The organism is Acinetobacter sp. YQ_14 (assembly GCF_043102985.1).
GTDB classification, from domain to species: Bacteria; Pseudomonadota; Gammaproteobacteria; order Pseudomonadales; family Moraxellaceae; genus Acinetobacter; species Acinetobacter venetianus.
Genome location: NZ_JBICJJ010000007.1, coordinates 72,677 through 98,080, shown reverse-complemented (window position 1 = coordinate 98,080; position 25,404 = coordinate 72,677). Strand labels below are relative to the sequence as shown.

Annotated in this window: 23 protein-coding genes and 1 tRNA gene; 8 read left to right on the top strand and 16 right to left on the bottom strand. The window is 37.7% G+C overall.

Annotated elements, in window-relative coordinates; all coding sequences use genetic code 11:
- Nucleotides 1–121: 121 nt before the first annotated feature.
- Both ACF8D3_RS04025 and ACF8D3_RS04020 read left to right on the top strand, forming a co-directional pair.
- Nucleotides 122–340: a DUF1653 domain-containing protein gene (locus ACF8D3_RS04025; protein WP_392470305.1), complete on the top strand. Its 219-nt coding sequence runs from the start codon at nucleotides 122–124 to the stop codon at nucleotides 338–340.
- Nucleotides 341–379: 39 nt separating this feature from the next.
- Nucleotides 380–967 carry an O-methyltransferase gene (locus ACF8D3_RS04020; RefSeq protein WP_392470304.1) on the top strand — a complete coding sequence of 196 codons (588 nt, stop codon included), beginning with the start codon at nucleotides 380–382 and terminating at the stop codon, nucleotides 965–967.
- Here ACF8D3_RS04020 and ACF8D3_RS04015 read toward each other — a convergent pair.
- Entirely contained in the window at nucleotides 960–1,991 is a 1,032-nt protein-coding gene (locus ACF8D3_RS04015) for a helix-turn-helix domain-containing protein (RefSeq protein WP_392470302.1), read from the bottom strand. The two genes, ACF8D3_RS04020 and ACF8D3_RS04015, sit on opposite strands and share 8 nt — an antisense overlap.
- A gap of 122 nt (nucleotides 1,992–2,113) precedes the next feature.
- Between ACF8D3_RS04015 and ACF8D3_RS04010 the strand changes: the two genes are divergently transcribed.
- On the top strand, nucleotides 2,114–3,310 hold the full coding sequence (locus ACF8D3_RS04010) for an alkane 1-monooxygenase (protein ID WP_392470300.1): 1,197 nt from the start codon (nucleotides 2,114–2,116) through the stop codon (nucleotides 3,308–3,310).
- 16 nt (nucleotides 3,311–3,326) lie between these two features.
- Here ACF8D3_RS04010 and ACF8D3_RS04005 read toward each other — a convergent pair whose 3' ends face one another.
- The gene (locus ACF8D3_RS04005) at nucleotides 3,327–3,560 is read right to left on the bottom strand and encodes a KTSC domain-containing protein (RefSeq protein WP_004880161.1); all 234 of its coding nucleotides are present in this window, start codon (nucleotides 3,558–3,560) and stop codon (nucleotides 3,327–3,329) included.
- A gap of 253 nt (nucleotides 3,561–3,813) precedes the next feature.
- The gene (gene ahpC, locus ACF8D3_RS04000) at nucleotides 3,814–4,377 is read right to left on the bottom strand and encodes an alkyl hydroperoxide reductase subunit C (RefSeq protein WP_004880160.1); all 564 of its coding nucleotides are present in this window, start codon (nucleotides 4,375–4,377) and stop codon (nucleotides 3,814–3,816) included.
- 590 nt (nucleotides 4,378–4,967) lie between these two features.
- Here ahpC and ACF8D3_RS03995 point away from each other — a divergent pair.
- The 3 genes from ACF8D3_RS03995 (at nucleotide 4,968) to ACF8D3_RS03985 (ending at nucleotide 11,237) form a co-directional block, all read left to right on the top strand.
- Complete coding sequence (locus ACF8D3_RS03995) at nucleotides 4,968–6,128, top strand: sterol desaturase family protein (protein ID WP_392470298.1); 1,161 nt, start codon at nucleotides 4,968–4,970, stop codon at nucleotides 6,126–6,128.
- A 101-nt stretch (nucleotides 6,129–6,229) separates the two neighbouring features.
- Nucleotides 6,230–10,084, top strand: coding sequence for an ATP-dependent RNA helicase HrpA (gene hrpA / locus ACF8D3_RS03990; protein ID WP_392470297.1), 3,855 nt, complete (start codon nucleotides 6,230–6,232; stop codon nucleotides 10,082–10,084).
- A gap of 46 nt (nucleotides 10,085–10,130) precedes the next feature.
- On the top strand, nucleotides 10,131–11,237 hold the full coding sequence (locus ACF8D3_RS03985) for a beta-ketoacyl-ACP synthase III (RefSeq protein ID WP_392470295.1): 1,107 nt from the start codon (nucleotides 10,131–10,133) through the stop codon (nucleotides 11,235–11,237).
- Nucleotides 11,238–11,289: 52 nt separating this feature from the next.
- Here ACF8D3_RS03985 and ACF8D3_RS03980 read toward each other — a convergent pair whose 3' ends face one another.
- Entirely contained in the window at nucleotides 11,290–12,993 is a 1,704-nt protein-coding gene (locus ACF8D3_RS03980) for a DUF4394 domain-containing protein (protein WP_392470293.1), read from the bottom strand.
- 346 nt (nucleotides 12,994–13,339) lie between these two features.
- Nucleotides 13,340–14,353, bottom strand: a complete 1,014-nt coding sequence (lipA, locus tag ACF8D3_RS03975; RefSeq protein WP_007482791.1) for a lipoyl synthase — start codon at nucleotides 14,351–14,353, stop codon at nucleotides 13,340–13,342.
- A gap of 191 nt (nucleotides 14,354–14,544) precedes the next feature.
- Here lipA and sthA point away from each other — a divergent pair, with 191 nt between their 5' ends.
- Together sthA and ACF8D3_RS03965 are read left to right on the top strand one after the other, a co-directional pair.
- Nucleotides 14,545–15,960 (top strand): Si-specific NAD(P)(+) transhydrogenase, encoded by a 1,416-nt coding sequence (sthA, locus tag ACF8D3_RS03970; protein ID WP_004880147.1) that lies wholly within the window; start codon nucleotides 14,545–14,547, stop codon nucleotides 15,958–15,960.
- Between the two features lie 80 nt (nucleotides 15,961–16,040).
- Nucleotides 16,041–16,511, top strand: a complete 471-nt coding sequence (locus ACF8D3_RS03965) for a DUF3465 domain-containing protein (RefSeq protein WP_392470290.1) — start codon at nucleotides 16,041–16,043, stop codon at nucleotides 16,509–16,511.
- A gap of 39 nt (nucleotides 16,512–16,550) precedes the next feature.
- Here the strand turns inward: ACF8D3_RS03965 and ACF8D3_RS03960 are convergent, their stop codons facing one another.
- From ACF8D3_RS03960 to ACF8D3_RS03910, 11 genes are all read right to left on the bottom strand, one after another.
- Nucleotides 16,551–17,003 (bottom strand): DUF962 domain-containing protein, encoded by a 453-nt coding sequence (locus tag ACF8D3_RS03960; protein ID WP_004880144.1) that lies wholly within the window; start codon nucleotides 17,001–17,003, stop codon nucleotides 16,551–16,553.
- A gap of 148 nt (nucleotides 17,004–17,151) precedes the next feature.
- Nucleotides 17,152–17,763, bottom strand: coding sequence for a septal ring lytic transglycosylase RlpA family protein (locus tag ACF8D3_RS03955; RefSeq protein ID WP_392470288.1), 612 nt, complete (start codon nucleotides 17,761–17,763; stop codon nucleotides 17,152–17,154).
- Between the two features lie 289 nt (nucleotides 17,764–18,052).
- A complete protein-coding gene (gene mltB, locus ACF8D3_RS03950; protein ID WP_004880141.1) occupies nucleotides 18,053–19,054 on the bottom strand; it encodes a lytic murein transglycosylase B in 1,002 nt (333 codons plus the stop codon).
- Between the two features lie 19 nt (nucleotides 19,055–19,073).
- Nucleotides 19,074–20,216 (bottom strand): rod shape-determining protein RodA, encoded by a 1,143-nt coding sequence (gene rodA, locus ACF8D3_RS03945; RefSeq protein ID WP_004880139.1) that lies wholly within the window; start codon nucleotides 20,214–20,216, stop codon nucleotides 19,074–19,076.
- Nucleotides 20,217–20,381: 165 nt separating this feature from the next.
- Nucleotides 20,382–21,041, bottom strand: coding sequence for a hypothetical protein (locus ACF8D3_RS03940; protein ID WP_019384671.1), 660 nt, complete (start codon nucleotides 21,039–21,041; stop codon nucleotides 20,382–20,384).
- 33 nt (nucleotides 21,042–21,074) lie between these two features.
- On the bottom strand, nucleotides 21,075–21,890 hold the full coding sequence (gene queF / locus ACF8D3_RS03935) for an NADPH-dependent 7-cyano-7-deazaguanine reductase QueF (protein WP_392470285.1): 816 nt from the start codon (nucleotides 21,888–21,890) through the stop codon (nucleotides 21,075–21,077).
- Nucleotides 21,887–22,660: an ABC transporter permease gene (locus ACF8D3_RS03930; RefSeq protein WP_019384673.1), complete on the bottom strand. Its 774-nt coding sequence runs from the start codon at nucleotides 22,658–22,660 to the stop codon at nucleotides 21,887–21,889. Before ACF8D3_RS03930 ends, queF begins: the two co-directional genes overlap by 4 nt.
- Nucleotides 22,657–23,592: an ABC transporter ATP-binding protein gene (locus ACF8D3_RS03925; RefSeq protein WP_392470283.1), complete on the bottom strand. Its 936-nt coding sequence runs from the start codon at nucleotides 23,590–23,592 to the stop codon at nucleotides 22,657–22,659. The genes ACF8D3_RS03930 and ACF8D3_RS03925 overlap by 4 nt, the downstream gene beginning before the upstream one ends.
- Before the next feature lie 171 nt (nucleotides 23,593–23,763).
- On the bottom strand, nucleotides 23,764–23,964 hold the full coding sequence (locus ACF8D3_RS03920) for a DUF6232 family protein (protein WP_392470281.1): 201 nt from the start codon (nucleotides 23,962–23,964) through the stop codon (nucleotides 23,764–23,766).
- A 524-nt stretch (nucleotides 23,965–24,488) separates the two neighbouring features.
- Nucleotides 24,489–24,564: transfer RNA gene (locus ACF8D3_RS03915), tRNA-Arg, on the bottom strand.
- 125 nt (nucleotides 24,565–24,689) lie between these two features.
- A complete protein-coding gene (locus ACF8D3_RS03910; protein WP_392470278.1) occupies nucleotides 24,690–25,265 on the bottom strand; it encodes a hypothetical protein in 576 nt (191 codons plus the stop codon).
- Between the last annotated feature and the right edge of the window lie 139 nt (nucleotides 25,266–25,404).

The window sequence follows — 25,404 nt, the reverse complement described above, 5'->3', positions numbered from 1 at the left end:
TTTTTGGATTTATATGGCAATGGATAAATTTATGATCATTTGTGTGTATAAAAATTTGATTAGATTGAAAGTTGTTATATAACTGCAATCATTTCATGGCATAAATTTAAGGGTAAACAACATGGCACTACAGCGTGGAATCTATCAACATTACAAAGGGCAGCTTTATCAAGTTTTCAATGTGGCTCGACATAGCGAAACTGAAGATGAGTTAGTTGTATATCAGTGCTTATATAGTGATTATTCAATGTGGGTACGTCCATTAACTATGTTTACAGAAACCGTTCAGCTTGAAGATGGACAGACTGTTCCTCGTTTTAAGTTAATTCAAACGACCTAGATTCAGTGTTTTAAATAAGAGCATCATGGAGAGTCAGATATGACCAGCACAGTATTTTTACAACGTATTGCTGATTTATATGATGAGTTTAAACAACATGATGCTCGGCAATCAGACCGTCTTAGACGCTATCGCAACATTGAGGCTGAATCGGCGAAGCTGCTTGGAATGTTAGTGCGTACTCAGCATTCACAACATATTTTAGAAATCGGAACATCGACAGGTTATTCAACCTTATGGTTGGCCGAAGCAGCAAAGTCTGTCTCGGCAAAAGTTCAAACCTTAGAAATAAATGCATTTCGCAGCGCTCAAGCTAAAAAATATGCCGAAGAATTTGGCTTAGAAGAATATATTGATTTTTGGGTGGGTGATGCCGCTGACTATTTGGCAGAAAGTGTTGAGCAGTTTGATTTAATCTTGTTGGATGCGGAACGCGGTAGCTATGTAAGCTACTGGCAAGATTTAAAAAGATTATTAAAGCCCACTGGGGGCACACTGATTATTGATAATGTAATTTCACATACTGCCGAAGTGAAACCCTTACTTGAATTGATTAAACAAGATGAAAATTTTATGAGCACAATTCTACCCGTGGGTGCTGGGTTGTGTATGGTCGTGGTTAAGTAGCTTTTCTCTCTTGCGATTTTAAACGGTAAGCTTGAGGACTACAGTTCATCACTTTGTTAAATGCACGCGTGAAATTGGCAGGATTGGTATAACCTAATTCATAAGCAATATGTGTAATCGTGTAGTTTGAGTTTTCAAGTAAATCAATCGCTCTTTCTGTACTAATTTGCTGTTTCAAAGTTTGGAACTCCACACCTTGTTGTTGTAAATAACGCTGTAAGGTTTTGGTGGAAATATTCAGAACCTTCGCACATTCAGTCAGAGTCGGTACTTGATTGGCTTGACGAAGCATCATGCTTATCCATTCTACAATTTCACCTTGATGATAAATTTTTTGTAGTTGTTCCTGACAACGTTGTTCAACCACTTTTAGGCTATGAGCATCCGCTAAAGGTAAGGGAAGTGCCAGTTGTTGTTGATCAATAACAATGCGTACACCAGATATCCATGTGTAATTAAAATGAAAATTTGCTTTAACGAGATGTATATAGCGTTCAGCATAAACAGGCTCGGGTATACTTAAATAAATTTGATAACGTTGCAATTGTTGCCCTGCAAGTTCTAATAAGCTGTAATAAAATCCAATGGCAATTGCTTCAATATGAAATGCTAAACATTGCTTATTCATTTGCAAGATTGGTTCAAGTAATAACTCAACCTTATGTAGATTAGTTGGAAATTGAATCGATAGCTTAAAACTTGGCATAATTAGCCGAAAATATTGTGCGATTAATCTCAATGCATGTTCTAAATTTGGACTGGTCATTAATGCATATCCAACCAAACTATGCGAACTGAGTTTTAGATTTTTACCAAGTTCAAAAGCCAAATCTTCTGTATTTGGTAGGCTCAGGCCAAGTGCAATAAATTGTTCAATTTGTTGAATTGATAAAAGTTCAGTTTTAGAGAGTTCGTTATGAAATGCGTTTAATACCTCATTATCATATTGATGAGTACTAATCAGAATTTCGATCAACCGCAAATAATAACGAGACGGAATAACAGGGATTTGCTGTTTCTGCACAATAAAAATCCAGTAAAGTCTTAAAATGATAATATTAAGTCTTAAAATGATAATATACAGTGACTGTAAAAGAACACAATCAATTCAAGCAAAACATTTTGTGTTTGATTGAGGAATTTCTAATGAATATGCATACTCAACTGGATGTAGAGCAAGCAACAACAACTTTTAAAGATAAAAAACGTCATTTGTGGTTATTGGGTTTGGCAGTACCGACTATTGCAATGAGTGGTTTAGCGGGTTATCAATTTGGGCCGAAAAAAACCAAAAAATTCTTTGCCTCTTTTGGCCCATTATTTATTCATGGTGTTATTCCTGCATTGGATAAGTTAATTGGTGAGGACACAGAAAATCCACCACTTGATGCGATTGCAGATTTAGAAGCTGATCCATATTATTCTCGAATTGTTAAAGTTTTTATTCCATTGCAATATGCGACCAATATCTACGGCACTTATTTGGCAAGTCGTAAAGGTACATCGCTTGCAGATCAAGCGTTATTGGGTACTTTGGTGGGGATGGTGAATGGTATTGCCATCAATACGGCGCATGAATTGAGCCATAAAAGTGGTCGTCTCGAACATTATTTATCACATTTGGCATTAGCGCCATCGGGCTATAATCATTTCCGTATTGAGCATCCATATGGTCATCACCGCCGTGTTGCAACACCAGAAGATCCAGCCTCATCTCGACTTGGTGAAACTTTCTGGAAATTTTTACCTCGTACAGTGATTGGTAGTTTCAAATCGGCGATCGAAATTGAGAAAAATCGTTTAGAGCGTAAAAAATTACCATTCTTCTGCATGGAAAATGAGCTTATTCATGGCTGGGCAATGTCTGCTATTTATCATGCAGGAATGTTGACTAAATTTGGTGCGCGCTCATTACCTTTCCAAGTCACACAAGCTGCTTATGCGATAATTTTGTTTGAATCAGTAAATTATATTGAGCATTATGGTTTAAAACGTGAAAAGAAAGCCAATGGTCAATATGAGCGTACTTTACCTGAGCATAGTTGGAACAATAATAATGTAGTGACTAACTTGTTCTTGTATCAATTACAGCGTCACTCAGATCATCATGCAAATCCAACACGTAGCTTCCAGACTCTACGTCATTTTGAAGATGCACCACAGTTACCAGCGGGCTATGGAGCGATGATTTTACCGGCCTTTATTCCTTCATGGTGGTCAAAAATTATGGATGATCGAGTAGTTGAGCATTATAAAGGTGATCTGCAACGAATTAATATTCATCCAGAAGCCAAAGAGCAGATATTAGAAAAGTATGCAACAGAGCAGATTGAAGCTGCATAAACGAATAAAAACAGCCCTATAGAAGGGCTGTTTTTTGTTGGGTAGTTGATATACACAGTCGTTTAAAATGAAGATCAAACTCAAGGTATTTATGCACAAATGCAGCCTTGTCTGTAGAACGAAGCAAATTGTCATAAATAAACTCTGGAACAGGGTGGTATAGCTCTCCTGAGCCATTGTTATAAAATATTTTTAGATAACGAGAAGAAACATCGTATTTCCAAGAGGTTACAACTACAGCTTTGTCCATATATTTACCCCCATCTGAGTTTGATCACTGACTACATATTAAGAACTCTTTTGTTTCATAATTTGACAGTACTCCAACTTTTAGAGGCTGACAATTAATAAATGAATTTAGCTATAAATTTATAAGTATAAGAATTGTAAAAAATTTGCTATGAAATAGACGACTAAAAAAGCATTGATTAGTAAAAATATCAGACAAAAAAGAAGCCACTCTAAAAAGAGTGGCTTCTTTGGAAATTGGTTAATCTAAATGATTAGATTTTACCAACTAAGTCGATAGATGGAGCAAGAGTCGCTTCACCTTCTTTCCATTTAGCTGGGCATACTTCACCTGGGTGAGCGTGAACGTATTGAGCAGCTTTTACTTTGCGAAGAAGTTCAGATGCGTCACGACCGATACCACCAGCGTTGATTTCAACGATTTGGATTTTGCCTTCTGGATCGATTACGAAAGTACCACGGTCAGCAAGACCAGCAGCTTCGATTAATACTTCGAAGTTTTTAGAAAGAGTCCAAGTTGGATCGCCGATTAATGGGTATTGGATTTTACCAATTACGTCAGAAGTGTCATGCCAAGCTTTGTGCGTGAAGTGAGTGTCAGTAGAAACACCGTAGATTTCAACGCCTAATTTTTGGAATTCAGCGTAGTTATCAGCAAGGTCGCCTAACTCAGTTGGACATACGAAAGTGAAGTCAGCTGGATAGAAGAATACAACAGACCATTTACCTTTAAGATCAGCTTCAGTTACGTCAACAAATTGACCGTTGTGGTATGCAGTCGCTTTAAATGGTTTAACTTCAGTATTAATTAAGCTCATCATTGTCTCCATGATTGAGGTTTTATTGAGAGGCTAGTGCCTTACTTGTTTACGAAAGCAAGAATAAATAATTTTTAGTTATTGGGGAAATAGTATTTTTACATGACTAAAATCGGAAAATTGAATAACTCAATAAAGTTCGACTTTCACCCAAGGATATTTCACTATTTGACTTCATCGAGATGAAGCAAAAATGACAAAACATCCGAAAACTAACTCGCATAACAACATGCAGCCTGAACCATTAAAATTCAAGGGTAAAATTGAAAAAATATAAAAATAGATAAAAAACCGAGATATACGATTAAAAATTCTGCGAGATATGTTGTTAAGAGATGACGGCTAATAGATTGTGATGATTGCAATTACTTCTGTTCAATTATTTTGATTGTTTAGTTGAATGAGTTTCGCATAAGTCATTTTGGTCGCATTTGAATCGCCTTGTTATTTTTTAATCATATACATCATTAGATGTTTATCTTAGAATAAATTTAAATCATTGAAATGATGAATAGTATTTGTCATCAGTGAAATAATAAGGTGATGAGCGAATAAATATATCTCGCATAAATAGTGAATTTATACCAAACATGACTGATCAATTAAGAGAAAAATTCGAAAACTTAGCGCTGAATGCTGGACTTGGAAAAATCAGTGCTTTTATTTCAATGTCACTCGGCCTATTAAGCCTATTTGGAGCACTGTGTTTTCTGTTTCCGACGGTATTAACGATGCCTGAATTACGTCCAGTTTACGTTCAACACTACAAAGTTTTTTATTTTAGTTTAATGCTAGGTATTGTTTTGAGTGTAGGTTTTGGGGCATTTAGCTCAATTATTCGTCAAAATCGTTATGGTTTTTATGGTATTTGTTTTGCACTATTCGCCGCAATATTAGGCTGTGGTCTAATTAAAGCACCGACGTTACCTAATTTACCTTTTTACGCTGGGATTGATTATTTCGTTCTTACTTTAGTGATTTTGGCAGTGGTATTTATTCCATTAGAAGGTTTTTTTGCCAAGAATCCAGAGCAGAAGATTTTAAGAGTAGGCTGGGTGACGGATATGAAATATTTCATGTTTAGTCATATTGGGATTCAATTATTTACCTTTCTTACAGTGATGCCAATTCAGTATTGGATTACCCATCTACCGAATAATCCTATCGTGCCTTATGTACAAGCGCAACCGATTTGGTTGCAATTCATTGAATTATTGATTGTTGTTGATTTCGTCGTGTATTGGTTGCATCGGGCAATGCACGAAGTTAACTTTTTATGGCGTTTTCATGCGATTCACCATTCAACTGAATATATGGATTGGCTTGCTTCGTCACGATTACATATCGTTGAAGTATTGATGACGCGCTTTATTGCGACTTTACCCATTTTCCTGCTCGGGTTTCATACCTCTGCGGTATTTGCTTATCTAATTTTTATTTCATTCCATGCAATATTTATTCATTCAAATGTGCGTTTTCGTTTTCCTTATTTACGTTGGTTGATTGCGACACCTGAGTTTCATCACTGGCATCATTCTTCAGAAAAACCTGCAATTGATAAAAATTATGCTGCATTTATTCCGCTTTATGATGTCATTTTTAAAAGTGTGTATATGCCAAATCATTTGGCAAGTGTTTATGGAACGGTTGGCTATAAGATTCCAAACAGCTTTGTGAAGCAGTTTGCTTGGCCATTTAAAAGATATGTTAAACGTTTCCGAGATCGTTTCGGTCGTACACCCAAACCATAAAAAGGGTGATTGATTTAATTCAATTGCTGTACTTGCTTTGCATAGCAAGGGTTTAAGGCGTAAAATAGCCGATTATTTTATTTTTTCAGGAAAGCTGTTCAGTGCAGAGTCATTTAAATGTAGATCAATTGGTTATGGCACGTGACCGTCACCGTTTAAATAGACTGCGTAAAGATAAGAAAACAGAAACAGCTGAAATCGAAAAATTCTTTGAAAAGTCCAACCATAAAGTTAAGCAGCGTTTAGCACGATTGCCTAAAATTAAACTGAATCAAGACTTACCTGTGACGCAATATGCAGATCGTTTAATTGAGGCGATTCAGCAGCATCAGGTCATTATTGTCGCAGGTGAAACGGGTTCGGGTAAAACCACACAGCTTCCACAAATTGCCATGTTGGCAGGGCGTGGATTAACGGGGATGATTGGGCATACTCAACCACGACGTTTGGCTGCACGTAGTGTTTCGCAACGTATTGCGGAAGAAGTCGGTGAAAAGCTAGGTGAGTCGATTGGTTTTAAGGTTCGTTTCAATGAACAAGGCTCACAAGATTCTATTGTCCGATTAATGACGGACGGCATCTTGTTAGCAGAGTTAACCAATGACCGCTTTCTGTCTAAATACGACACAATCATTATTGATGAGGCACACGAACGCTCACTCAATATTGACTTTATCATGGGTTATCTCAAACAGCTTTTACCTAAGCGCCCAGATTTGAAAGTGATTGTGACTTCGGCGACTTTAGATGTTAATCGCTTTAGTCAGTATTTTAATGACGCGCCTATTTTTGAAGTTGAAGGGCGTAGTTTTCCTGTAGAAGTACGTTATCGTCCGATTTCAGAACTCAGCATCGTGGGTAGTGATGATGATGAGTTCGATGATTTTGAAGAAAACCTACCAAGAGCAGTGGTTCAAGCAGTAGAAGAATGTTTTGCTGACGCAGAAGGAAAAGGTCATCCTGAGCATGCTGATATCTTGATTTTTGCCAGTACGGAACAAGAGATCAGAGAGCTACAAGAAACCTTGCAAAAGTATGGGCCAAGACATACCGAAGTATTACCTTTGTATGCTCGTCTAGCACTTGCTGAACAACAAAAGATTTTCAATCCAGGTGGTAAAGGTCGACGTATCATCATTGCGACGAACGTAGCAGAGACCGCTTTAACTGTACCGAATATTCGTTATGTGATTGATAGCGGTTTTGCCCGTATTTCTCGCTATAACTATCGTTCGCGTGTACAACGTTTACCAATTGAAGCCATTTCTCAAGCCGCTGCTAATCAACGAAAAGGTCGTTGTGGTCGTATTGCAGCAGGTGTGTGTATTCGCTTGTATAGCGAAGAAGACTTTATGAGTCGACCAGAGTTTACTGAACCTGAGATTAAGCGAACAAATTTAGCATCAGTGATTTTGCAGATGCAAAGTTTAGGCTTGGGTAGCTTAGAAGACTTTGATTTTATTGAGCCACCAGATTTTCGCTTAGTCAATGATGGTCGTAAATTGCTGATCGAGTTAGGTGCACTGAATGATCGTAAAAACGAACTAACAAAAGTCGGACAAATGATGGCACGCATGCCGATTGATCCTCGTTTAGCCCGTATGATTATTGGTGGTGCGCACTTTGGTGTACTCAAAGAAGCTTTGATTATTGTGAGTGCTTTAGCGATTCAAGATCCGCGGGAGCGCCCAGCTGATAAGCAAATGCAAGCAGATCAAAAGCATGCACTATTTAAAGAAGCTGATTCGGACTTTTTATTCTATTTAAAGCTTTGGAATACGTTGCAAACCAGCCCAGATACGCAATCTGAGAATAGGCGTCGTCAGTTTGCACGTCAGCACTTTTTGAGCTGGTTGCGTTTGCGTGAGTGGAAACAAACACATCAACAACTCGTTGAGCTCGCTGAAAGTTTGAAACTAAGTTTTAATGAAAAAGGTGCAAATTATGAAAATCTGCATCGTGCATTATTAACGGGTTTACTTTCATTCATCGCCAATAAAACCGATGAACGTAATACCTTTATGGCAGTACGCCAGCAAAAAGCTAAAGTCTTTCCAGCCAGTACCTTACATAAAACCAATACCTCTTGGATCATGGCATTTGAGATGGTAGAAACTTCGCAAGTTTATCTGCGTACCTTGGCAAAAATTGATCCTGAATGGATTTTATTAGCTGCGCGAGATTTGTTGAAGTATCACTACTTTGAACCACATTGGTCTAAAAAAACAGGCGTGGTTAATGCTTATGCGCAGATTTCATTATTTGGTCTGATTATTGAACCTAAGCGTTTAATCAATTTTGAGAAAGTAGATCAACCAGCAGCGCACGAAATCTTTTTGCGCGATGCACTCACGACTGGGAATCTAGGAATAACGCCGCCGTTTTTAAAACATAACTTGCTCAAACTAGAAGAAGTTGAGCGCGTTGAAGATAAATTACGTCGTCGTGATTTGGTGGTAGATGAGGAAACCATTTACCAATTTTATGCCGCAAAAGTGCCCACCGATGTTGCGAGTCGTCATAGCTTTGAAGATTGGCGTGCTACAGTTGAATCTAAAGAGCCACGTTATCTTTTCGTTGAAGATGATGCACTGTGGCTCAATGATCGACCAACAACACAACAATTTCCTGATTATCTACATAATGGTCAGCTGCGTTTGGCTGCAAGCTATCGCTTCGATCCAAGCCATGATGAAGATGGAGCAACGGTTAAGATTCCAGTGCAAGCACTACCACAAGTTGATGAGAAACAGTGGTCGTGGGGCATACCCGGCTGGAGACAAGATTTAATCGAAGCATTGCTCAAAGCATTACCAAAAGATAAGCGTCGTAACCTTGTGCCTATTCCAGACACGGCTAGAAAATTAATGAAAGGTGTAGATACAATCCATTTACGTGAGCATTTATTCACTTATTTAGCTTTTGCTTTACGTGGTGAGCAGATTACGGAAAAAGATTTTTCATTTGAGCGTATTGATCAATATCTTGTGCCTTTTATTAAGGTAGTTGATGAAAAAGGCAAGCTGATTGCACAAGGTCGTGATTTAGATGAATTAAAAGCACGTTGCCGAGTTGAAACACATCGACCAGTCAAACAGCAACAAGGTGAGTTTCAAACATTCCCTGAAAGTTTTATTTTTGAGGCGTCACAAAAGGTCACAGGGGTTGTTGTTAAGCAGTATCAAGCTTTAGTTCCCACTAAATCATTTGCTGAACTTGAGAGCAAAGATGAATCTGGCGTGGTGGTTCAAACATTCAATGATCAAGAAGAAGCGATTAAACAACATCGAGAGGGGATTATTCGCCTAATTCATATGCAATTGGGAGATCTGATCCGTCAGTTGAAAAAGCAAATTTCTAAACCATTGGCACTCGCATACTCACCATTAGGTGAACGCGCAAAGCTCGAACAAATGTTGGTTTATGCAACTTTACAGCTTTCGATTACAGCGCTTCCTAAAAATGCAGATGAGTTTGAAAAGCTGTTGCAAGATACTAAAAAGCAATTTTTAGCCAATGGACAGCAAGCATTAAGCGATCTCACCGAGATCTTTACACAGTGGCAGCAGGTTCGTCGAGAGTTACTTGTGCTAGATCAAACTATCTTTGGTCGGAGTATGGATGACATTGAGGACCAACTTGATTTAATGTCTTTAGCTAACTTTGTTTATACGCGACCTACTGAAATTTGGCAGGAATACCCGCGTTATTTGAAAGCACTGCTATTGCGTTTAGATCGTTTGCCAAATAATCTACAACGTGACCTTGCTGCAATTGATGATGTCGATCCTTGGATGGACAAAGTGTTTAAATTTAAAAATGATCCTAAAATCAAAGAATTGTATTTGATGTTGGAAGAGCTTCGTATTTCTTTATTTTCTCAACCGATGAAAACAAAGATGCCAATTTCGCCAAATAGATTACAAAAACTATGGGATCGTTTAGCAATCGGTTAAACTGAGCAATGATGAAAGCTAGAACCATTCTTTACAGGAGTTTTACATGGGCATCCGTATAACAGGTACAGGTCTATTTCACCCGACCGAATCTATTTCCAATGAAGAATTGGTAGAAAGTTTAAATGCTTATGTAGAACAATATAATCAAGAAAATGCAGATAAAATTGAAGCAGGCGAGCTAGAAGCTCTACGTGGTTCAAGCCCTGAATTTATTGAAAAAGCATCAGGTATCAAAAGCCGTTATGTCGTAGAAAAAACAGGTATTCTGGATCCAAAGCGTTTGCGTCCACATTTACAAGAACGTAGCAATGAAGAACTTTCCCTGCAAGCAGAGTGGGGTGTTATCGCCGCGAAACAAGCAATGGAAAATGCAGGCGTAACAGCGGAAGATATTGATGTAGTTATTTTGGCTTGTTCAAATATGCAACGTGCCTATCCAGCTGTTGCGATTGAAATTCAGTCTGCACTTGGTATTCAGGGTTATGCTTACGATATGAATGTAGCATGTTCTGCTGCAACATTTGGTTTAAAGCAAGCTTATGATGCTGTGAAATGTGGTGCTCGCCGTGTTTTATTACTAAATGTCGAAATTACATCAGGTCACTTAGATTATCGTACTCGTGATGCTCACTTTATTTTTGGTGATGTTGCGACAGCTTCGATTATTGAAGAAACTGAAATAAAATCAGGTTATGAAATCTTAGATATTCATTTATTTACCCAATTCTCAAATAACATTCGCAATAACTTTGGTTTCTTAAACCGTAGTGAAGATGCAGTGGTTGACGATAAATTGTTCCGTCAAGATGGACGTAAGGTATTTAAAGAAGTTTGTCCGCTAGTTGCAAAAATTATTACTGCGCAATTAGAGAAATTGGAATTAACACCTGAACAAGTGAAACGTTTCTGGTTGCATCAAGCCAATGCCAATATGAATGAACTGATTTTAAAATTGGTGGTTGGTAAAGATGCTGATTTAGATCGTGCACCAATTATTTTAGATGAATTTGCTAATACTTCTTCTGCTGGTGTAATCATTGCAATGCATCGTACAGGTGAGCAAGTCAACAATGGTGAATATGCAGTGATTTCATCATTTGGTGCGGGTTATTCGGTTGGTTCAATCGTAGTACAAAAGCATATTGCTTAAGCATTTATAAATAAAAAACACCACATGTAATCATGTGGTGTTTTTTTATGTCTTATTTTAAAAGAATCGCTAAATCAATGAGTGGAGGAGTTGTGCTATTACCGATTGTAGAGGCTACTGAGCTTGGCATACCATCGGCACTCAATGCAAATCTTGCTCGTGGAGTGGTAATAGTGGTGTCGCTATTCAAATCAATTCGATAGAGAATAGATGGACCTGTACTACCTGAAACCGTTGCAAGAGCATAACCATTGTCACCGCCTGCTATATCAAAACCATTATCAGTTCCGAGGTTAATACCAAGATTACCAATACTATTTAGTGTACCGTCGTTTGGTGGGCTTTGTTTAAGAAGCATTTGACTCATCTGATCTAAATCAAACAATTCTGTACCCAAACCTGTCACTGAAGTCTTAAAGCTATTGGTATAAGCCCCCGCTGTAACTTTGGCGTTCATTATGCCATTCAAATCACCGTCTTTAATGGTGTCTCCAGTATCGACATTGATTCTTAAATTCTGCCCAGTATTGCTTATCACACGTAAACGATCAGCCGCTGGATTAAAGTCTACAGCGAAGCTTGTACCATCTAAAGTTGTATAGCTACTTCCCATTGCTGCTTTTAGAGAAGAAACCAAGGTGCTAACACCTGAATCTGTATTAATTGTATAAATATTGGCTTTATTGGTCAGACCATACAATTTTCCTGAATGATCTGTCATCGTTCTAAGGCGATAATCAATCCCGATAAATTTCTCATCAACTAACAGACCTGTAATATTTTTTTCTGTCACCATATTTGGGTTATTTAAAGCAAAACTTACTAATTTATTATTTTGAGTAAGACCAAACCCTTGTGCCATTGCATCGTTGGCCCGTTTTAGTGCAATACCTCGAACACCCATTGAGTTAAAGCTTGTTGCTAAATCACCCGTTGTGAAAATAGCAGCATTGCTTGTTCCGACATTGGCAAGATTAAGTTGATAAAATTTATAATTCCCAGTGTTGAGTTTTAATGCTGCAAATCCAACATTATTGACTGGATCAATGTCAAAGCCACCGCCACCATTTGTATTTACATCATCACCCAGCATGGTAGATATACCAAGTGTGCCTGCATTGGCATTTTGTAGATAAATTCGATCAGAATTTTGGTCAATACTATAGAGTTTAGTTGAGCCAGTACCGTCAAATGCATTGGTGTATGCTCCTGCAATGACTGCTGGGCTACTACCCGTTAAACTAAGAGTACCATCTGTAATTGTGGCACCAGTATCAACATTTATTCGTAAGTTTTGTCCTGTGTTGGTCATGACCCGTAGTCGATCCGCGACTGGGTTGAAGTTCACTGTAATTAAATTGGCATCACCCATAATTTTACTAAAAGGCGCATTTCCGTCAGTCGTATCATTTGGATCAGCAACTAGTTTTTTTACAAAAGTAGCAACACCCGTTGATGGGTTAAGGGTATAGATATTTCCTAATAATCCTACTGCATAGAGCATACTATTTTTAGGTCTGTAATCTATACCTACAAGTTCATCTCCTGATTGAAGACCTTTAACTTTCATGTTGGATACGATTTTATTTGGCATCATACGGTCAACTGAACTAATCATACCGTTGCTGGTGAGAATTAAGGTATCACCAGTATTGGAGCTTGATGATTCAGTATCATTGTTTGAGTCACTGTTACAGCCGAATAGTGCCAGACTCGTGAGTGCGGTTACGGTCAGTGTAGCAAGTTGTTTATTCATTATTTTCATCCTGATATTGTTTGCTAAGAAAGCGTTAACTGATCCAATAACGCAATTAAAGTTTTCGCTTCTTGTGTTGTTTTATGCTCAGTAAAAAGTTTTGAATAAAAAAACTGAATATTTCTAGCTTTTTATTTTCAATGATCTTTTTTCTTGTAAATAGGTTATTCGTGGGGGAGCAATAAGTAAAACAATGTTTTTATGTGATTTTTCTGTATTTGAGTTCTATGTTGTAATTATTCACGCCGAATTCACAGGCGCTAAGAAACATTGAATTTATAATTAATGTAAATTTTTGGAAATAAAAAGAGAACACTTGTGTTCTCTTTTTTATTAGGATCAAAGCTTAGGCTTCTACAGTTTGAACTGCGATCTTTTTAGCTGGGTCAACTTTACGACGTACTGCTGGAACTGGTTCGCCGTGATATTGACGATCAGCAAAGTAACTTGAGCGAACCATTGGCGCAGACCAAATGTTACGGAAACCGAGTTTACGACCATGTTCAGCATAGCGCTCAAACTCTTCTGGTGTCACAAAACGGTCAATTGGAGCATGTTGCTTCGATGGTTGTAGATATTGACCAATGGTCACGTAATCTACATCGTGCGCACGAAGATCATCGAGTAATGCAATAACTTCTTCTTCAGTTTCACCAATGCCGACCATCAAACCACATTTAGTTGGGACATCAGGGCAGTATTCTTTAAACATTTTTAATAGATTTAAAGAGTGCTGATAGTCTGAACCTGGACGCATTGCCTTATACAAACGAGGAACAGTTTCAATATTATGATTGAAAACGTCTGGTGGGCATTCAGTCATGATACGTAAGGCAATATCCATACGACCACGGAAATCAGGAACCAAAATTTCTAATAATGTTTTTGGGCTTAACTCACGAGCTTCTTTAATACAGTCAACAAAATGTTGAGCACCACCATCTAGCAAATCATCACGGTCTACAGAGGTAATCACTGCGTATTTAAGACCTAGATTAGAAATGGTTTCTGCCATGTGACGTGGCTCATCAGGATCGAGAGCATTTGGTCGACCATGTGCAACATCACAGAACGGACAACGGCGAGTACAAATATCGCCCATAATCATAAAAGTCGCAGTACCACCACCAAAACACTCAGGTAGGTTAGGGCAGGCAGCTTCTTCACAAACAGTATGGAGTTTTTGCGAACGTAGAGTTGTTTTTATACGCTGAACCTCTTCAGGTGCAGTCATTTTGACGCGAATCCAGTCTGGTTTACGAGGTACTTCAACCGTAGGAATAACTTTAACAGGAATTCTTGCGACTTTTTCTGCGCCACGAAGTTTTATACCCTGTTCAGGTTTACGGTGTTCAGACATATATTTTCCACAACCTTTGACTTGAAATACTGGAATATTATAGTCAAATTTATAGGTTTATAGGTTGAAAACAGGTATTCATTTTGAAAATGTGAATATATAAAAATATATGGTTGAGAAATACATCAACCCGCTGCATATTAGTTATCATATATTAAGCAATAAACGGTTAGAAGTTAAAGGAGCTTTGAATGCCACGTAAGAAAGAGGTCGTTGGTGGGAACATTGTTAAATTTGATGCAGTAGTTCTCGGTTCTGGCCCAGCTGGTGAAGGCGCGGCAATGAAGCTAGCTAAAGCAGGTAGACGTGTTGCAATTGTTGATGTTCGTGATCAACTCGGTGGTAACTGTGCACATGTCGGTACAATCCCAAGTAAGGCATTGCGTCAAACAGTATCAAGTATTATCCGTTATCAACGTGATCCAATGTTTCAAAAAGTAGGTGAGTGGAAGCAATTCACCATGAAACAAGTATTACGTAATGCTCATAAAGTGATTCAACAACAAGTAGATACGCATACTCGTTTCTATGATCGCAACAAAATTGATGTATTTCACGGTCGTGCATACATCCAAGACAAAAATACTGTTTTGATCTTTGGACCAGATGGAATCAAAGACACGATCATCTGCAAGCAAATTGTGATTGCAACAGGTAGTCGCCCTTACCAACCTCAAGGTTTAGATTTTACTCATCCACGTGTTTTTGATTCGGACAAGATCCTTGATTTGGATTTCGCAATTCAAAAAATCATCATTTATGGTGCAGGCGTTATTGGTTGTGAATACGCGTCAATTTTTATCGGTTTAGATCACAAAGTTGATTTGATCAATACTCAGCAAAAATTATTAAGTTATTTAGATGATGAAATCGCAGATGCGCTTTCTTATCACTTACGTGAACAAGGTGTATTGATTCGCCATAATGAGCAAATTGATCGACTTGAAACTTTTGATGATCATGTCGTTCTGCATTTATTGAGCGGTAAGAAAATCAAAGCGGATGCGATTCTTTGGTGTAATGGTCGTTCAGGAAATACCGATGGCCTAGGTTTGGAAAATGTTGGTTTAGTGCCGAACAGCCGTGGTCAATTAACGGTAAATGATCAATATCAAACTGAAGCAGAAAATATTTTTGCTGCAGGTGATGTAATCGGTTGGCCATCACTTGCTTCAGCAGCATATGACCAAGGGCGCTGTGCTGGTGCTAACATGGTTGGCGAAAAGAATGTTAAACCAATCAAAGATGTGCCGACTGGAATTTATACCATTCCAGAAATTTCTTCGATCGGTAAAACTGAACAAGAGCTAACTGAAGAAAAAGTACCATATGAAGTAGGTCAGGCATCTTTCCGTCATTTAGCGCGTGCGCAAATTACGGGGGATACTGTTGGCGAATTAAAAATCTTATTCCACCGCGATACATTAGAGGTGTTAGGTATTCACTGCTTTGGTAACAATGCGGCTGAGATTATTCACATTGGTCAGGTCGTTATGCATAGTCCAAACAATACCTTAAAATATTTTGTAGAAACCACATTTAACTACCCAACCATGGCTGAGGCATATCGTGTGGCTGCTTTGAATGGTATGAATCGACTATTCTAAGCGATACAGACATTGTAAGATTAAAATGCCAATCTATATGATTGGCATTTTGCTATTTGTTTTGGATAAAAAAGGTCGATATGAAAACTCAAAAAAATAATTTAGTAATCGTTCCAATTATAGTTCTACTTATTGCCACATATTTCGGTATAGATTTAAAACAAAACGCATTAAATAATTCTGATCTTCAGGATTCTGCGCAACAACTTAGCATAGATGATCAGCAAAAGATCATGCAAGCTTATCAGCAGCAACGCAGCAATATTCAAGCTCAATCCAGAGGTGAAGTAAAAGCAATCTTGGCTGATGATAATGAAGGTTCAAGACATCAAAAAATGATTCTTAAACTAGAAAATGGTTTAACCGTTCTGATTGTGCACAATATTGATTTAGCACCAAGAATAGAGGGACTTAAAAAAGGAGATATCGTTGAGTTCTACGGTGAATATGAATACAGCGAAAAAGGTGGTGTGATTCATTGGACTCATCATGATCCACGCGGAAAACATATTGATGGGTGGTTGAAATATAAAAGAAAGGTATATCAATAATACCTTCCCTAAATTTTAATTTTTTAAATATGCGCTAGATTAGCTTGTAAGCGCCAATTTTTGACGAGATTTCCATTTAGGTAGGATTTTAGCTAAATAAGCATCCATACACCATACGGGGCCGATCAGGAGGAACTGGAGGTCTTTGAAGAATGAAGGTTTCTTGCCTTCAACTTTGTGACCATAAAATTGTCCAATCCAAGCAATCACAAAAACGCCGATATAAAATCCAACACCTACAGGTAAAATTACAATCAACCAAGCCATTACAGCGAGTAAAGCTGCCATAGCAACAGCTAAAACGATATCTAAACGAGCATAGAATACTAAAGTAAGTACAAGCAATAATGCGGTAAGTAGCATACTAAAATGGGAAAGAATGCCAATTATTGAAAATAGAATAGCAGGGACGCATACCCAGTGAATTTTCTTATTGGTTTGATTTTGGTGACTATCGCTATACTCATCAAACCATTCATCTATTGATTTCACAGCACGCACTCCTTGCAATAATGACAATGTGTTATGTCATCAATATACCGAAGAATTTAATGGCGGTCAAAAATAAAACAAGAAGCTGAAAAACATAAAAGCCACTTTAATAAGTGGCTTTTATTGGTTGAGTATCCAAACTTAAAAATTAAGAGTTTGGACCATCGACACGTTCAATACTTACATTACCTGTACCTGCACTAGACATACCTAGTTGCTTCGCAGCGGCATAAGAAAGATCTAACACACGATTACCATGGAATGGCCCGCGATCATTTACTTTTACAACTACGCTTTTACCATTGTCTTTATTTGTTACGCGGATGTAACAGTTTAAAGGAAGGCTACGGTGCGCAGCAGTCATTGCATTCATATCGAATGTTTCACCACTTGCAGTTTTACGACCATGGAATTGACGACCATACCAAGATGCAACGCCATTTTGGGTAAATTTACGAACGGTGTTTGAAGCAACAGTATTCAGTTTTTCAATCACTGAAGGCTCTTCTTCAGGGATATCGATCTTTGCAGCAATCGTCTGGCGACGGACTTTGTCACCTGAACTCTCAGTGATTGAAAGACTATTAACGTTAGAGAAACGAGAATTAAAATTTTGAGAATCTTTGCTTAGAACGCGTGCAGCTAGGTTGGAACCTTCCACATCATTAGTTAATGATGAAGATTGTACCAATTCTGCATGTAACGGGCTTAAACTTAAGCCTGCCGTCAGCGCTAGAATATATTTTAGCGAAAACTGCATTGTATAAACTCCTAGAGATCATGCTTTTCTATTTCAAAAAAACTACCTTGAAATATAGTGCACATGTCTAATTATTCACTTTTGCAATTACTTTAACTTGTGGCGATAATATTCAGCGCTTACGAAGTGTGTCTAGTCTTTAACGATAAATAGTTACAAAAAGGGCAAAAACTTACAGTTTTAGATTAAAAAATAATCAATATTGTAACAAAATATGAATTTTGTTGATTGTTTAAACTTTTTTAATTAAAAATTTATTGACTTTTCAGAATGTTGTAAAAAAGCTAGTCTATCGACTAGCTACTTCTGTGCCTAATAACCATACTGCAGTTGCATACATACGGCTTTTGTTGTAGGTCGTTATCACTTGGAAATTAGGGTAAGTAATATAGTAAATTGGACCAAATTGATCTTGCAGTTGGATGACATTTACCAAATCTAAATCATCAATTTTTACAAGTGGATCAATAGGCGCAATACCTAATCTTTTCAACTCTCCGTAAGGAGTTGGTTGAGTTAAATCCTTTGCAATTATACTATCTGGGTTATTGCCTAAGTAGCGTGCTTGGAAGCCAATTGGTCGATCACGTTGCCAACCATGTTGAGCTAAATAGTTTGCAATAGAACCAATTGCATCAACAGCAGAGTTTCTTAGATCAATATGACCATTTCCATCATAGTCGACACCAAGCTTCTGAATATTACTAGGCATAAACTGTGGATAGCCGATCGCACCAGCGTATGAACCTACAATACTATTTGTTGGATAGCCTTCTTTATAAGTCCAAGAGATAAGCGCAGCTAATTCATCACCAAAATACTCAGCACGGCGTGGGTAGCCAAAAGCAAGTGTCGCAAGTGCATCTCGAGTAATGAAAGAGCCTTTATTTGCACCGTATCCAGTTTCTACCCCTAAAATACCCAATATGACTGCTTTAGGGACACCAAATTGCTGTTCTGCGCGATTGAGCGCATCTTCATACTGACCTTTAAAGCGAGCGCCGCGTTGAATTGTACCTTCTACTAAAAACATAGAGCGATATTCATACCAAGGTTTACTTTCACCTGGGCGAGTCATGATATTTAAAATATTAGGTAAGTTGCGAGCACCACTCATTGCTGCATCAACTTGCTCACTACTCAAGCCATATGTTGTCATCGCTTTTTGTTTAAAAGCTGGATAATTCGGATTAGTATAAAACTCGTTTGCTTGTGCCCAATTACTGCTCAAAAATAAACTGGCACCTAAAGTCAAAAATTTAAAAGTTTTATTGAAAGTTTGATGAAACATATGTTTTTTAAGTTCCTCATTATCGGTGTGTATGAATAGACATAACCAGTCCAAAAGTAGACATCAGTGTGATGATTGCAGTACCGCCATAGCTCATAAATGGTAAAGGCACACCTACAACAGGTAAAATACCACTGACCATACCTGCATTTACAAATACATAAACAAAAAACGACAAACCAAATGCACCCGCAACTAAGCGACCATAGTTATGGAAGCTTTGTAAACCGATTTGGAAAGTTCTAATAATAATCGCACAATAAAGCAGAATAAGTAGAGTAACACCAATCAAGCCAAACTCTTCTGAATAAGCTGCAATAATAAAGTCGGTATGTCCCTCTGGTAAGAAGTGAAGATGTGATTGCGTACCTTCTAAGAAACCTTTGCCTGAAAAACCACCGGAACCAATGGCGGTTTTCGATTGGATAATATTCCAACCTGTACCTAGTGCATCCGCCTCAGGGTTAAAAAGCGTTAAAACACGTTGACGTTGATAATCATGTAGCAAAAATTCCCAAGCGATCGGAATAATTATGCCTGCAGCACCTGCGGCAGCAGCGATCAATTTCCATGAAAGTCCACTTAAAAACAGGACAAAGATTCCACTTGCAAGTACAAGTAATGAAGTTCCTAAGTCAGGTTGTTCAGCGATTAATAAAAACGGAACAACAATCAGCATTAAAGAAAGGATGACCTGAGAAAAGCTCGGTGGTAATGCTTTACGTGAAAGAAACCATGCAATCATCATTGGCATACCGATTTTCATGAATTCACTGGGTTGTACACTACCAAAACCAGGAATATCAATCCAACGTTGAGCGCCCATGCGGACTTCACCAAATATCATCACAGCCAATAATGATAAAACCCCAAAGATATAAAAGTAGGGGGAAAATGCCTGATAAACTTTTGGGGGGATCTGAGCCAAGCTGAACATCACGACAAAGCCAATAGCGAAACTAATTGCTTGTTTGGTGACTAGTCCAACGTCTTGGGCGGAAGCACTGTATAAAACAGTCAAACCAAGCATTGCATTTAGAATCAAAAATAGACAAAGCCAAGGATCAATATGTAGCTGCTGCCATCGGGAAGGCTGGGTGGCTGTACTTAAACCATCACGAGGGGCTTGACGTAAAAATTTGTATTGTGAACTTGGGGCCATGCGATTCTAAATCTAGTCAATCAACGCTTCGCGAATGCTAACATAAACGCTGATTTAGACAATGCAAATTTAGAAATTGTGACATTTATATCGACTTTATTCTTATAAAAATTGGTACAAAAAAGGCGACCATTTTACAATGATCGCCTTTTTATAAATCACAACTTACTTTTGAACCAATAACTGATCAAAGTGCTTTGTGAATACATCAAGCTCAGCTTGGCTGAGGCTTGGAATTAATTTTTTAATTACGATATGAACAGCTGTTTCAACGCCACTAGTCGCAACGCTTGCAACACCACGTTTTACCATGCCTAGACCCAGTGTTTTATTGAAGTCTGTCATAAAATGTTGAATTAAGGCATCAGCAAAAGCTTTAAACTGCTTTGTTAACGCTTCACGTTGTTCTTTACCATTTCCAGCTGCAACTTCCGCAAAACTTTTCTTCATGTCTGCCACAAGGCTATCAGGAAGAACTGCACCAATACGTTGCTGACCTTCATTGTCAACGAACAAGCTTTTTTCCATGAAGGCTAAAGATTCTAAAACTTGATCGTTTGATGCTTTACCTAAAAGTTGTTTCATCAAAGTTTCAACAATGCCGCGAATTTTAATCGCAAGTCCTTCAGTCGTATCTCGTTTTTCGCTTGGTGGAAATTGTTGCACCAAATGAACGAGCATCGTGTCAATTAACTCATCTGTAAGTTGAAGAGAAATTTTGTCACGTAAAGGGTATTGTGGCTCTTTACTATCACGATTTGCTTGTGCAAGTTGAATATCCTGACTCAAACTTGCTGACGGAAGAATACCGAAATAACTGGTCATTGAAGAACGTCCTCTATATCAAATTTATTCGTTTTATTGTCGCGCCAAGCGAATTGGCTCGGGCATCCATGACAAATCTGATACTCGACAAGGATTAATATCTAAACCACCACGTCGAGTATAAGTTGCATAGACCATAAGCTTTTCAGGTTTCAAAAGTTGCCAAATATCAGAGAATATTTGTTCAACACATTGTTCGTGGAAACCATTATGCTGACGGTACGAGATAATATAAGCTAAAATGCTGCGATAACAAGGTTTTTTACCTTGAAAGCGAATAAAAACAGTCCCCCAGTCGGGTTGACCAGTGACTGGACAGTTACTTCTTAACAGATGTGAATATATCTCAATTTCAACATCTTCATCTGTTGTTTGATCAAGTTGTAACAATGTTGAATCTGGATGCTCAGATAAACGCTCAGGAGTCAAATCATCAATACAAATACCTTTAGGTTTAGAAATCTCTAAATCATCGACTTGAAATAAATCTAATTTGATTTGAGCACCAGCAGCATTGGATAAATCACGTTCAACTGTTTCGATGAATACTTGCTTTGACTCGAATTGGGTGAAGTTCAAACTGTTAAAATACAGCTTAAGTGACTTTGATTCGATTAAGTTGGGCGAACTTGCTGGAAGCGTTATCCGACCAATCGCAACTTGAGGTAGTCCAATTTGATTGAGCCATGAAATTTCAAAAACATGCCACCAGTCTTTACCTTGGGTGATACCCTCAATATGTGCATATTGCTTGCGCGATTCTGCACGGGCGATTGGAAATAAAACCTCTGGCTGATATTGAGTAGGGTATTGGGTGTCTTTACCCAATAAAGAATGTTCAACACTCATTCACGCATTCCTGAACCACGAGCTAATAAATGATATGCAACTGCATAGAGGACAACACAACAAAGAGTCACAACACTTAGAGAGAATGCAACATTCACATCGCTGTGACCTAGAATGCCGAAACGGAAGGCATTGACCATATACACAATTGGATTAACTAAAGAGACATTTTGCCAAAAAGGGCTTAAAGCACTGATGGCATAAAAAACTCCACCTAAATAGGTAAGGGGTGTCAATACGAATGTCGGGATAATAGAAATATCATCAAACGATTTCGCATAAACAGCATTAATAAAGCCACCAAGTGAAAATAATAATGAAGTAATAATGACTGTATATATAGTCACAAAGAGGTTGTAAATTTCTAAATGAGTAAAGAATAGACTCATGATGGTTACAATCAAGCCAACCAGCACACCACGACATACACCACCGATCACGTATCCCCATAAGATCAAATGTAATGGGACAGGGCTCATGATCAACTCTTCAATGCTCTTTTGGAATTTTGCACTAAAGAAGCTGGAAGAAACGTTGGCATAACTATTGGTAATCACTGCCATCATAATTAAGCCAGGTACAATGAATTGCATGTAGCTAAAACCACCCATTTCACCGATGCGGGAACCAACTAAATTACCAAAGATAACAAAGTACAAACTCATAGTGATCGCTGGTGGAAGTAAGGTTTGAGGCCAGATGCGCATAAAGCGACGAATTTCTTTAACAACTAAAGTCCACAGTGCTGTTTTCAATTGATTGAAGTTCATTGATCTGCTCCAGCAAGATTTTTCTCAACCATTTTTACGAACAATTCTTCTAAACGGTTCGACTTATTACGCATACTGCTAACTTGGATATTTTGTGATTGAAGTAATAAGAATAAGTCATTCATGCTATGAGCCTTATCCATTGTAACTTCTAATGTCACTGGGTCGATGAGATTAAATCTAAAGCCAATGATATTGAAATTGATAGATGTAATTGGCTCTGCTAAGTCAAATATAAATGTTTCTTCATTGAGCTGATTGAGGAAGCCTTTCATGGTAGTGTCTTCTTTGATGACACCACGATCAATGATCGCAATACGGCGACACAACATTTCAGCTTCTTCTAGATAATGCGTTGTGAGAATGATTGATGTACCTTTTTCATTCATTTCAATGAGGAAGTCCCACATTGAACGGCGTAATTCAATATCTACACCAGCGGTAGGCTCATCAAGAATAAGAAGTTTTGGTTCATGCATCATTGCGCGTGCAATCATTAGGCGGCGTTTCATCCCACCAGATAACATACGTGATTGGATATTACGCTTATCCCATAAACCTAATTTTTCTAAATATAGTTCAGCACGTTGTTCTGCTAACTTTTTAGGAATTCCGTAATATCCCGCTTGGGTTACTAAAATATCGAATGTCTTTTCGAATTGACCAAAGTTAAATTCTTGAGGAACAACACCAAGACATTGTTTTGCATGAGAGGGATGGGTATCTAAGTTATTACCAAAAATCTCAACTGAACCAGATGTTTTTTTAGTTAAAGAACTGATGATACTAATCGTAGTCGACTTTCCTGCACCATTGGGTCCCAATAAGGCATAAAACTCACCTTCAGGTACAGTTAGATCGATACCTTTTAACGCCTGAAAACCATTACGATAAGTTTTGGACAAATCACTCAATACCAAAGCATCAGTCATGAACGTCTCACGTTGTTAAATATGATGGGTATTTTGAGTGATATAAAAAAATAAACCAAGTAGAAAAATAGGTTTATGGCATGTTAAAAACAGAACGATTATAGAGTAGGCTAGCTAAATTATTTAACGGAAAAAGCCCAACAAAGGGCTTTCCACTCTCTAAATGACCTTTTAATGATAAATAATTGCTTGATTTAAGGCATGAATAACTTCATCAATGTAATCCTCATCTTTGCTCTCAAGCGCTTGCAACTCTGACGCAGAGGTTTTAAGTACTACATAATATTTATGATTTACCAAGAATCCCACAGCGATAGCGATAAAACCTAGTATTAAAAAACCATTTATTTTACCAACTGCGATGCCAACCAAAAGTAAGATTGCACCTATAATCCATCATCCAAGTTTTGGCGCCTTTTTCATTTTTTTATCTACAGAAGTAATGTTTCTTACCGCATATGTTTGATTGTTGACGATAAATCTTGCATTAGTAACACTTACATTTCCACTAGAAAAAAGTGTTTGTTCTGATTTTTGTATTGCTGTTAATTTTATGATCCCTTTGTAAGTTTGTGTAATAAAGTAGTCTGGTAAAAAGAATCAATCAAGTAGGGATTTCAATAATCGCTTTAAATGAGTAGTTTTTATAAATATGATTTAGAATATTACAAGTTTCTATACTTTTGCTACCCACAGTTTTGACTTCAATTGGGCGGATTAGAAAAATTGAACGATTTATATAGTGAATTTAGTGATGAAATATAATACTGGAGAGTTGAACTAATTTGGTGATTGTATAGAAGTAGGTCGAGATATTGCTGGAATTATTAAAGACTTTAAATTATACCTATTTGTAATAGTTTTGAGATGTATTAAAAAAACATGATAACCGAATTTGGTGCGCTCAGCGGGACTCGAACCCACGCCACAGGCTTCGGAGACCTGTACTCTATCCAGTTGAGCTATGAGCGCATGCGTGCCACATCATAGGCAAAAAATACATGCAGGTAAATATATAGCATGAAACAAAGATGCTTCTTGTTTATTAAAACATCAATTTTATTCTCAACTTATCGAGATGTTTAAGAATATCCCAATCATAAATGCTGAACTGAATAATTAATGAGTTTAAGCGTCTGATTCAGTTGTGCAGGTGGAATACGAGATTCTTGCAAGGAAGTAATCCACTGCATTTGACATGCTTTTAATTGCTGTACAGTTTTTATGGACTGAATTTTTTGTATTAGTGGACGTGCCATTAGTCCACAGAAAGTTGTTAGTGTTTGAATCATAACTTGCTGAATTTCGATAAATGGTAATTTTTCTAATTCAATGGTTTCAGAAGCAGGTGTTTTAACTTCTGAAATTTCTTTTGTATGTGCTATATCAATAGCCTTAGTATTTTCTGTTTCGATAATTTCTTCTTTTACGAAAGAGAGGTTTTCTTTAGTTTCAACACTATTCGAACGAGTCTCTTGCTCAGCTAAAAGTCCCATGTCAATAAGTTGTTGTACTAACTCAGTGGGGGCAATTCTTTCTTTGTAGTCTTTATCTAAATCTTTAAAATCATCATGGTCAATCAAAAGTAATAAACGGCGTTGACGTGCTGTCAAAGCGATATTGCGTTGTTGCAGGGCATTTTGCCCGAGTTCAGTTTTGAAAAAATGTGACATTTCTTAATCTCCCCCAACCAAGATTTAGATGGAGATTAAGATAAGGTTAAAAAATGACAATAATGTTAACAAATTATTAAATATCATTGTCTTGAATAGATTGTTTGGAAAACAGTTCCAAATGTTCTATGAGCAGAGG

Bases quoted from the DNA above. Each gene is read 5' to 3' on its own strand.
- ACF8D3_RS04025 (WP_392470305.1), top strand. From the start codon at position 122: ATGGCACTACAGCGTGGAATCTATCAACATTACAAAGGGCAGCTTTAT.
- ACF8D3_RS04020 (WP_392470304.1), top strand. From the start codon at position 380: ATGACCAGCACAGTATTTTTACAACGTATTGCTGATTTATATGATGAG.
- ACF8D3_RS04010 (WP_392470300.1), top strand. From the start codon at position 2,114: ATGAATATGCATACTCAACTGGATGTAGAGCAAGCAACAACAACTTTT.
- ACF8D3_RS04005 (WP_004880161.1), bottom strand. From the start codon at position 3,560: ATGGACAAAGCTGTAGTTGTAACCTCTTGGAAATACGATGTTTCTTCT.
- ahpC (WP_004880160.1), bottom strand. From the start codon at position 4,377: ATGAGCTTAATTAATACTGAAGTTAAACCATTTAAAGCGACTGCATAC.
- ACF8D3_RS03995 (WP_392470298.1), top strand. From the start codon at position 4,968: ATGACTGATCAATTAAGAGAAAAATTCGAAAACTTAGCGCTGAATGCT.
- ACF8D3_RS03985 (WP_392470295.1), top strand. From the start codon at position 10,131: ATGGGCATCCGTATAACAGGTACAGGTCTATTTCACCCGACCGAATCT.
- ACF8D3_RS03980 (WP_392470293.1), bottom strand. From the start codon at position 12,993: ATGAATAAACAACTTGCTACACTGACCGTAACCGCACTCACGAGTCTG.
- lipA (WP_007482791.1), bottom strand. From the start codon at position 14,353: ATGTCTGAACACCGTAAACCTGAACAGGGTATAAAACTTCGTGGCGCA.
- sthA (WP_004880147.1), top strand. From the start codon at position 14,545: ATGCCACGTAAGAAAGAGGTCGTTGGTGGGAACATTGTTAAATTTGAT.
- ACF8D3_RS03965 (WP_392470290.1), top strand. From the start codon at position 16,041: ATGAAAACTCAAAAAAATAATTTAGTAATCGTTCCAATTATAGTTCTA.
- ACF8D3_RS03955 (WP_392470288.1), bottom strand. From the start codon at position 17,763: ATGCAGTTTTCGCTAAAATATATTCTAGCGCTGACGGCAGGCTTAAGT.
- mltB (WP_004880141.1), bottom strand. From the start codon at position 19,054: ATGTTTCATCAAACTTTCAATAAAACTTTTAAATTTTTGACTTTAGGT.
- rodA (WP_004880139.1), bottom strand. From the start codon at position 20,216: ATGGCCCCAAGTTCACAATACAAATTTTTACGTCAAGCCCCTCGTGAT.
- ACF8D3_RS03940 (WP_019384671.1), bottom strand. From the start codon at position 21,041: ATGACCAGTTATTTCGGTATTCTTCCGTCAGCAAGTTTGAGTCAGGAT.
- queF (WP_392470285.1), bottom strand. From the start codon at position 21,890: ATGAGTGTTGAACATTCTTTATTGGGTAAAGACACCCAATACCCTACT.
- ACF8D3_RS03930 (WP_019384673.1), bottom strand. From the start codon at position 22,660: ATGAACTTCAATCAATTGAAAACAGCACTGTGGACTTTAGTTGTTAAA.
- ACF8D3_RS03925 (WP_392470283.1), bottom strand. From the start codon at position 23,592: ATGACTGATGCTTTGGTATTGAGTGATTTGTCCAAAACTTATCGTAAT.
- ACF8D3_RS03910 (WP_392470278.1), bottom strand. From the start codon at position 25,265: ATGTCACATTTTTTCAAAACTGAACTCGGGCAAAATGCCCTGCAACAA.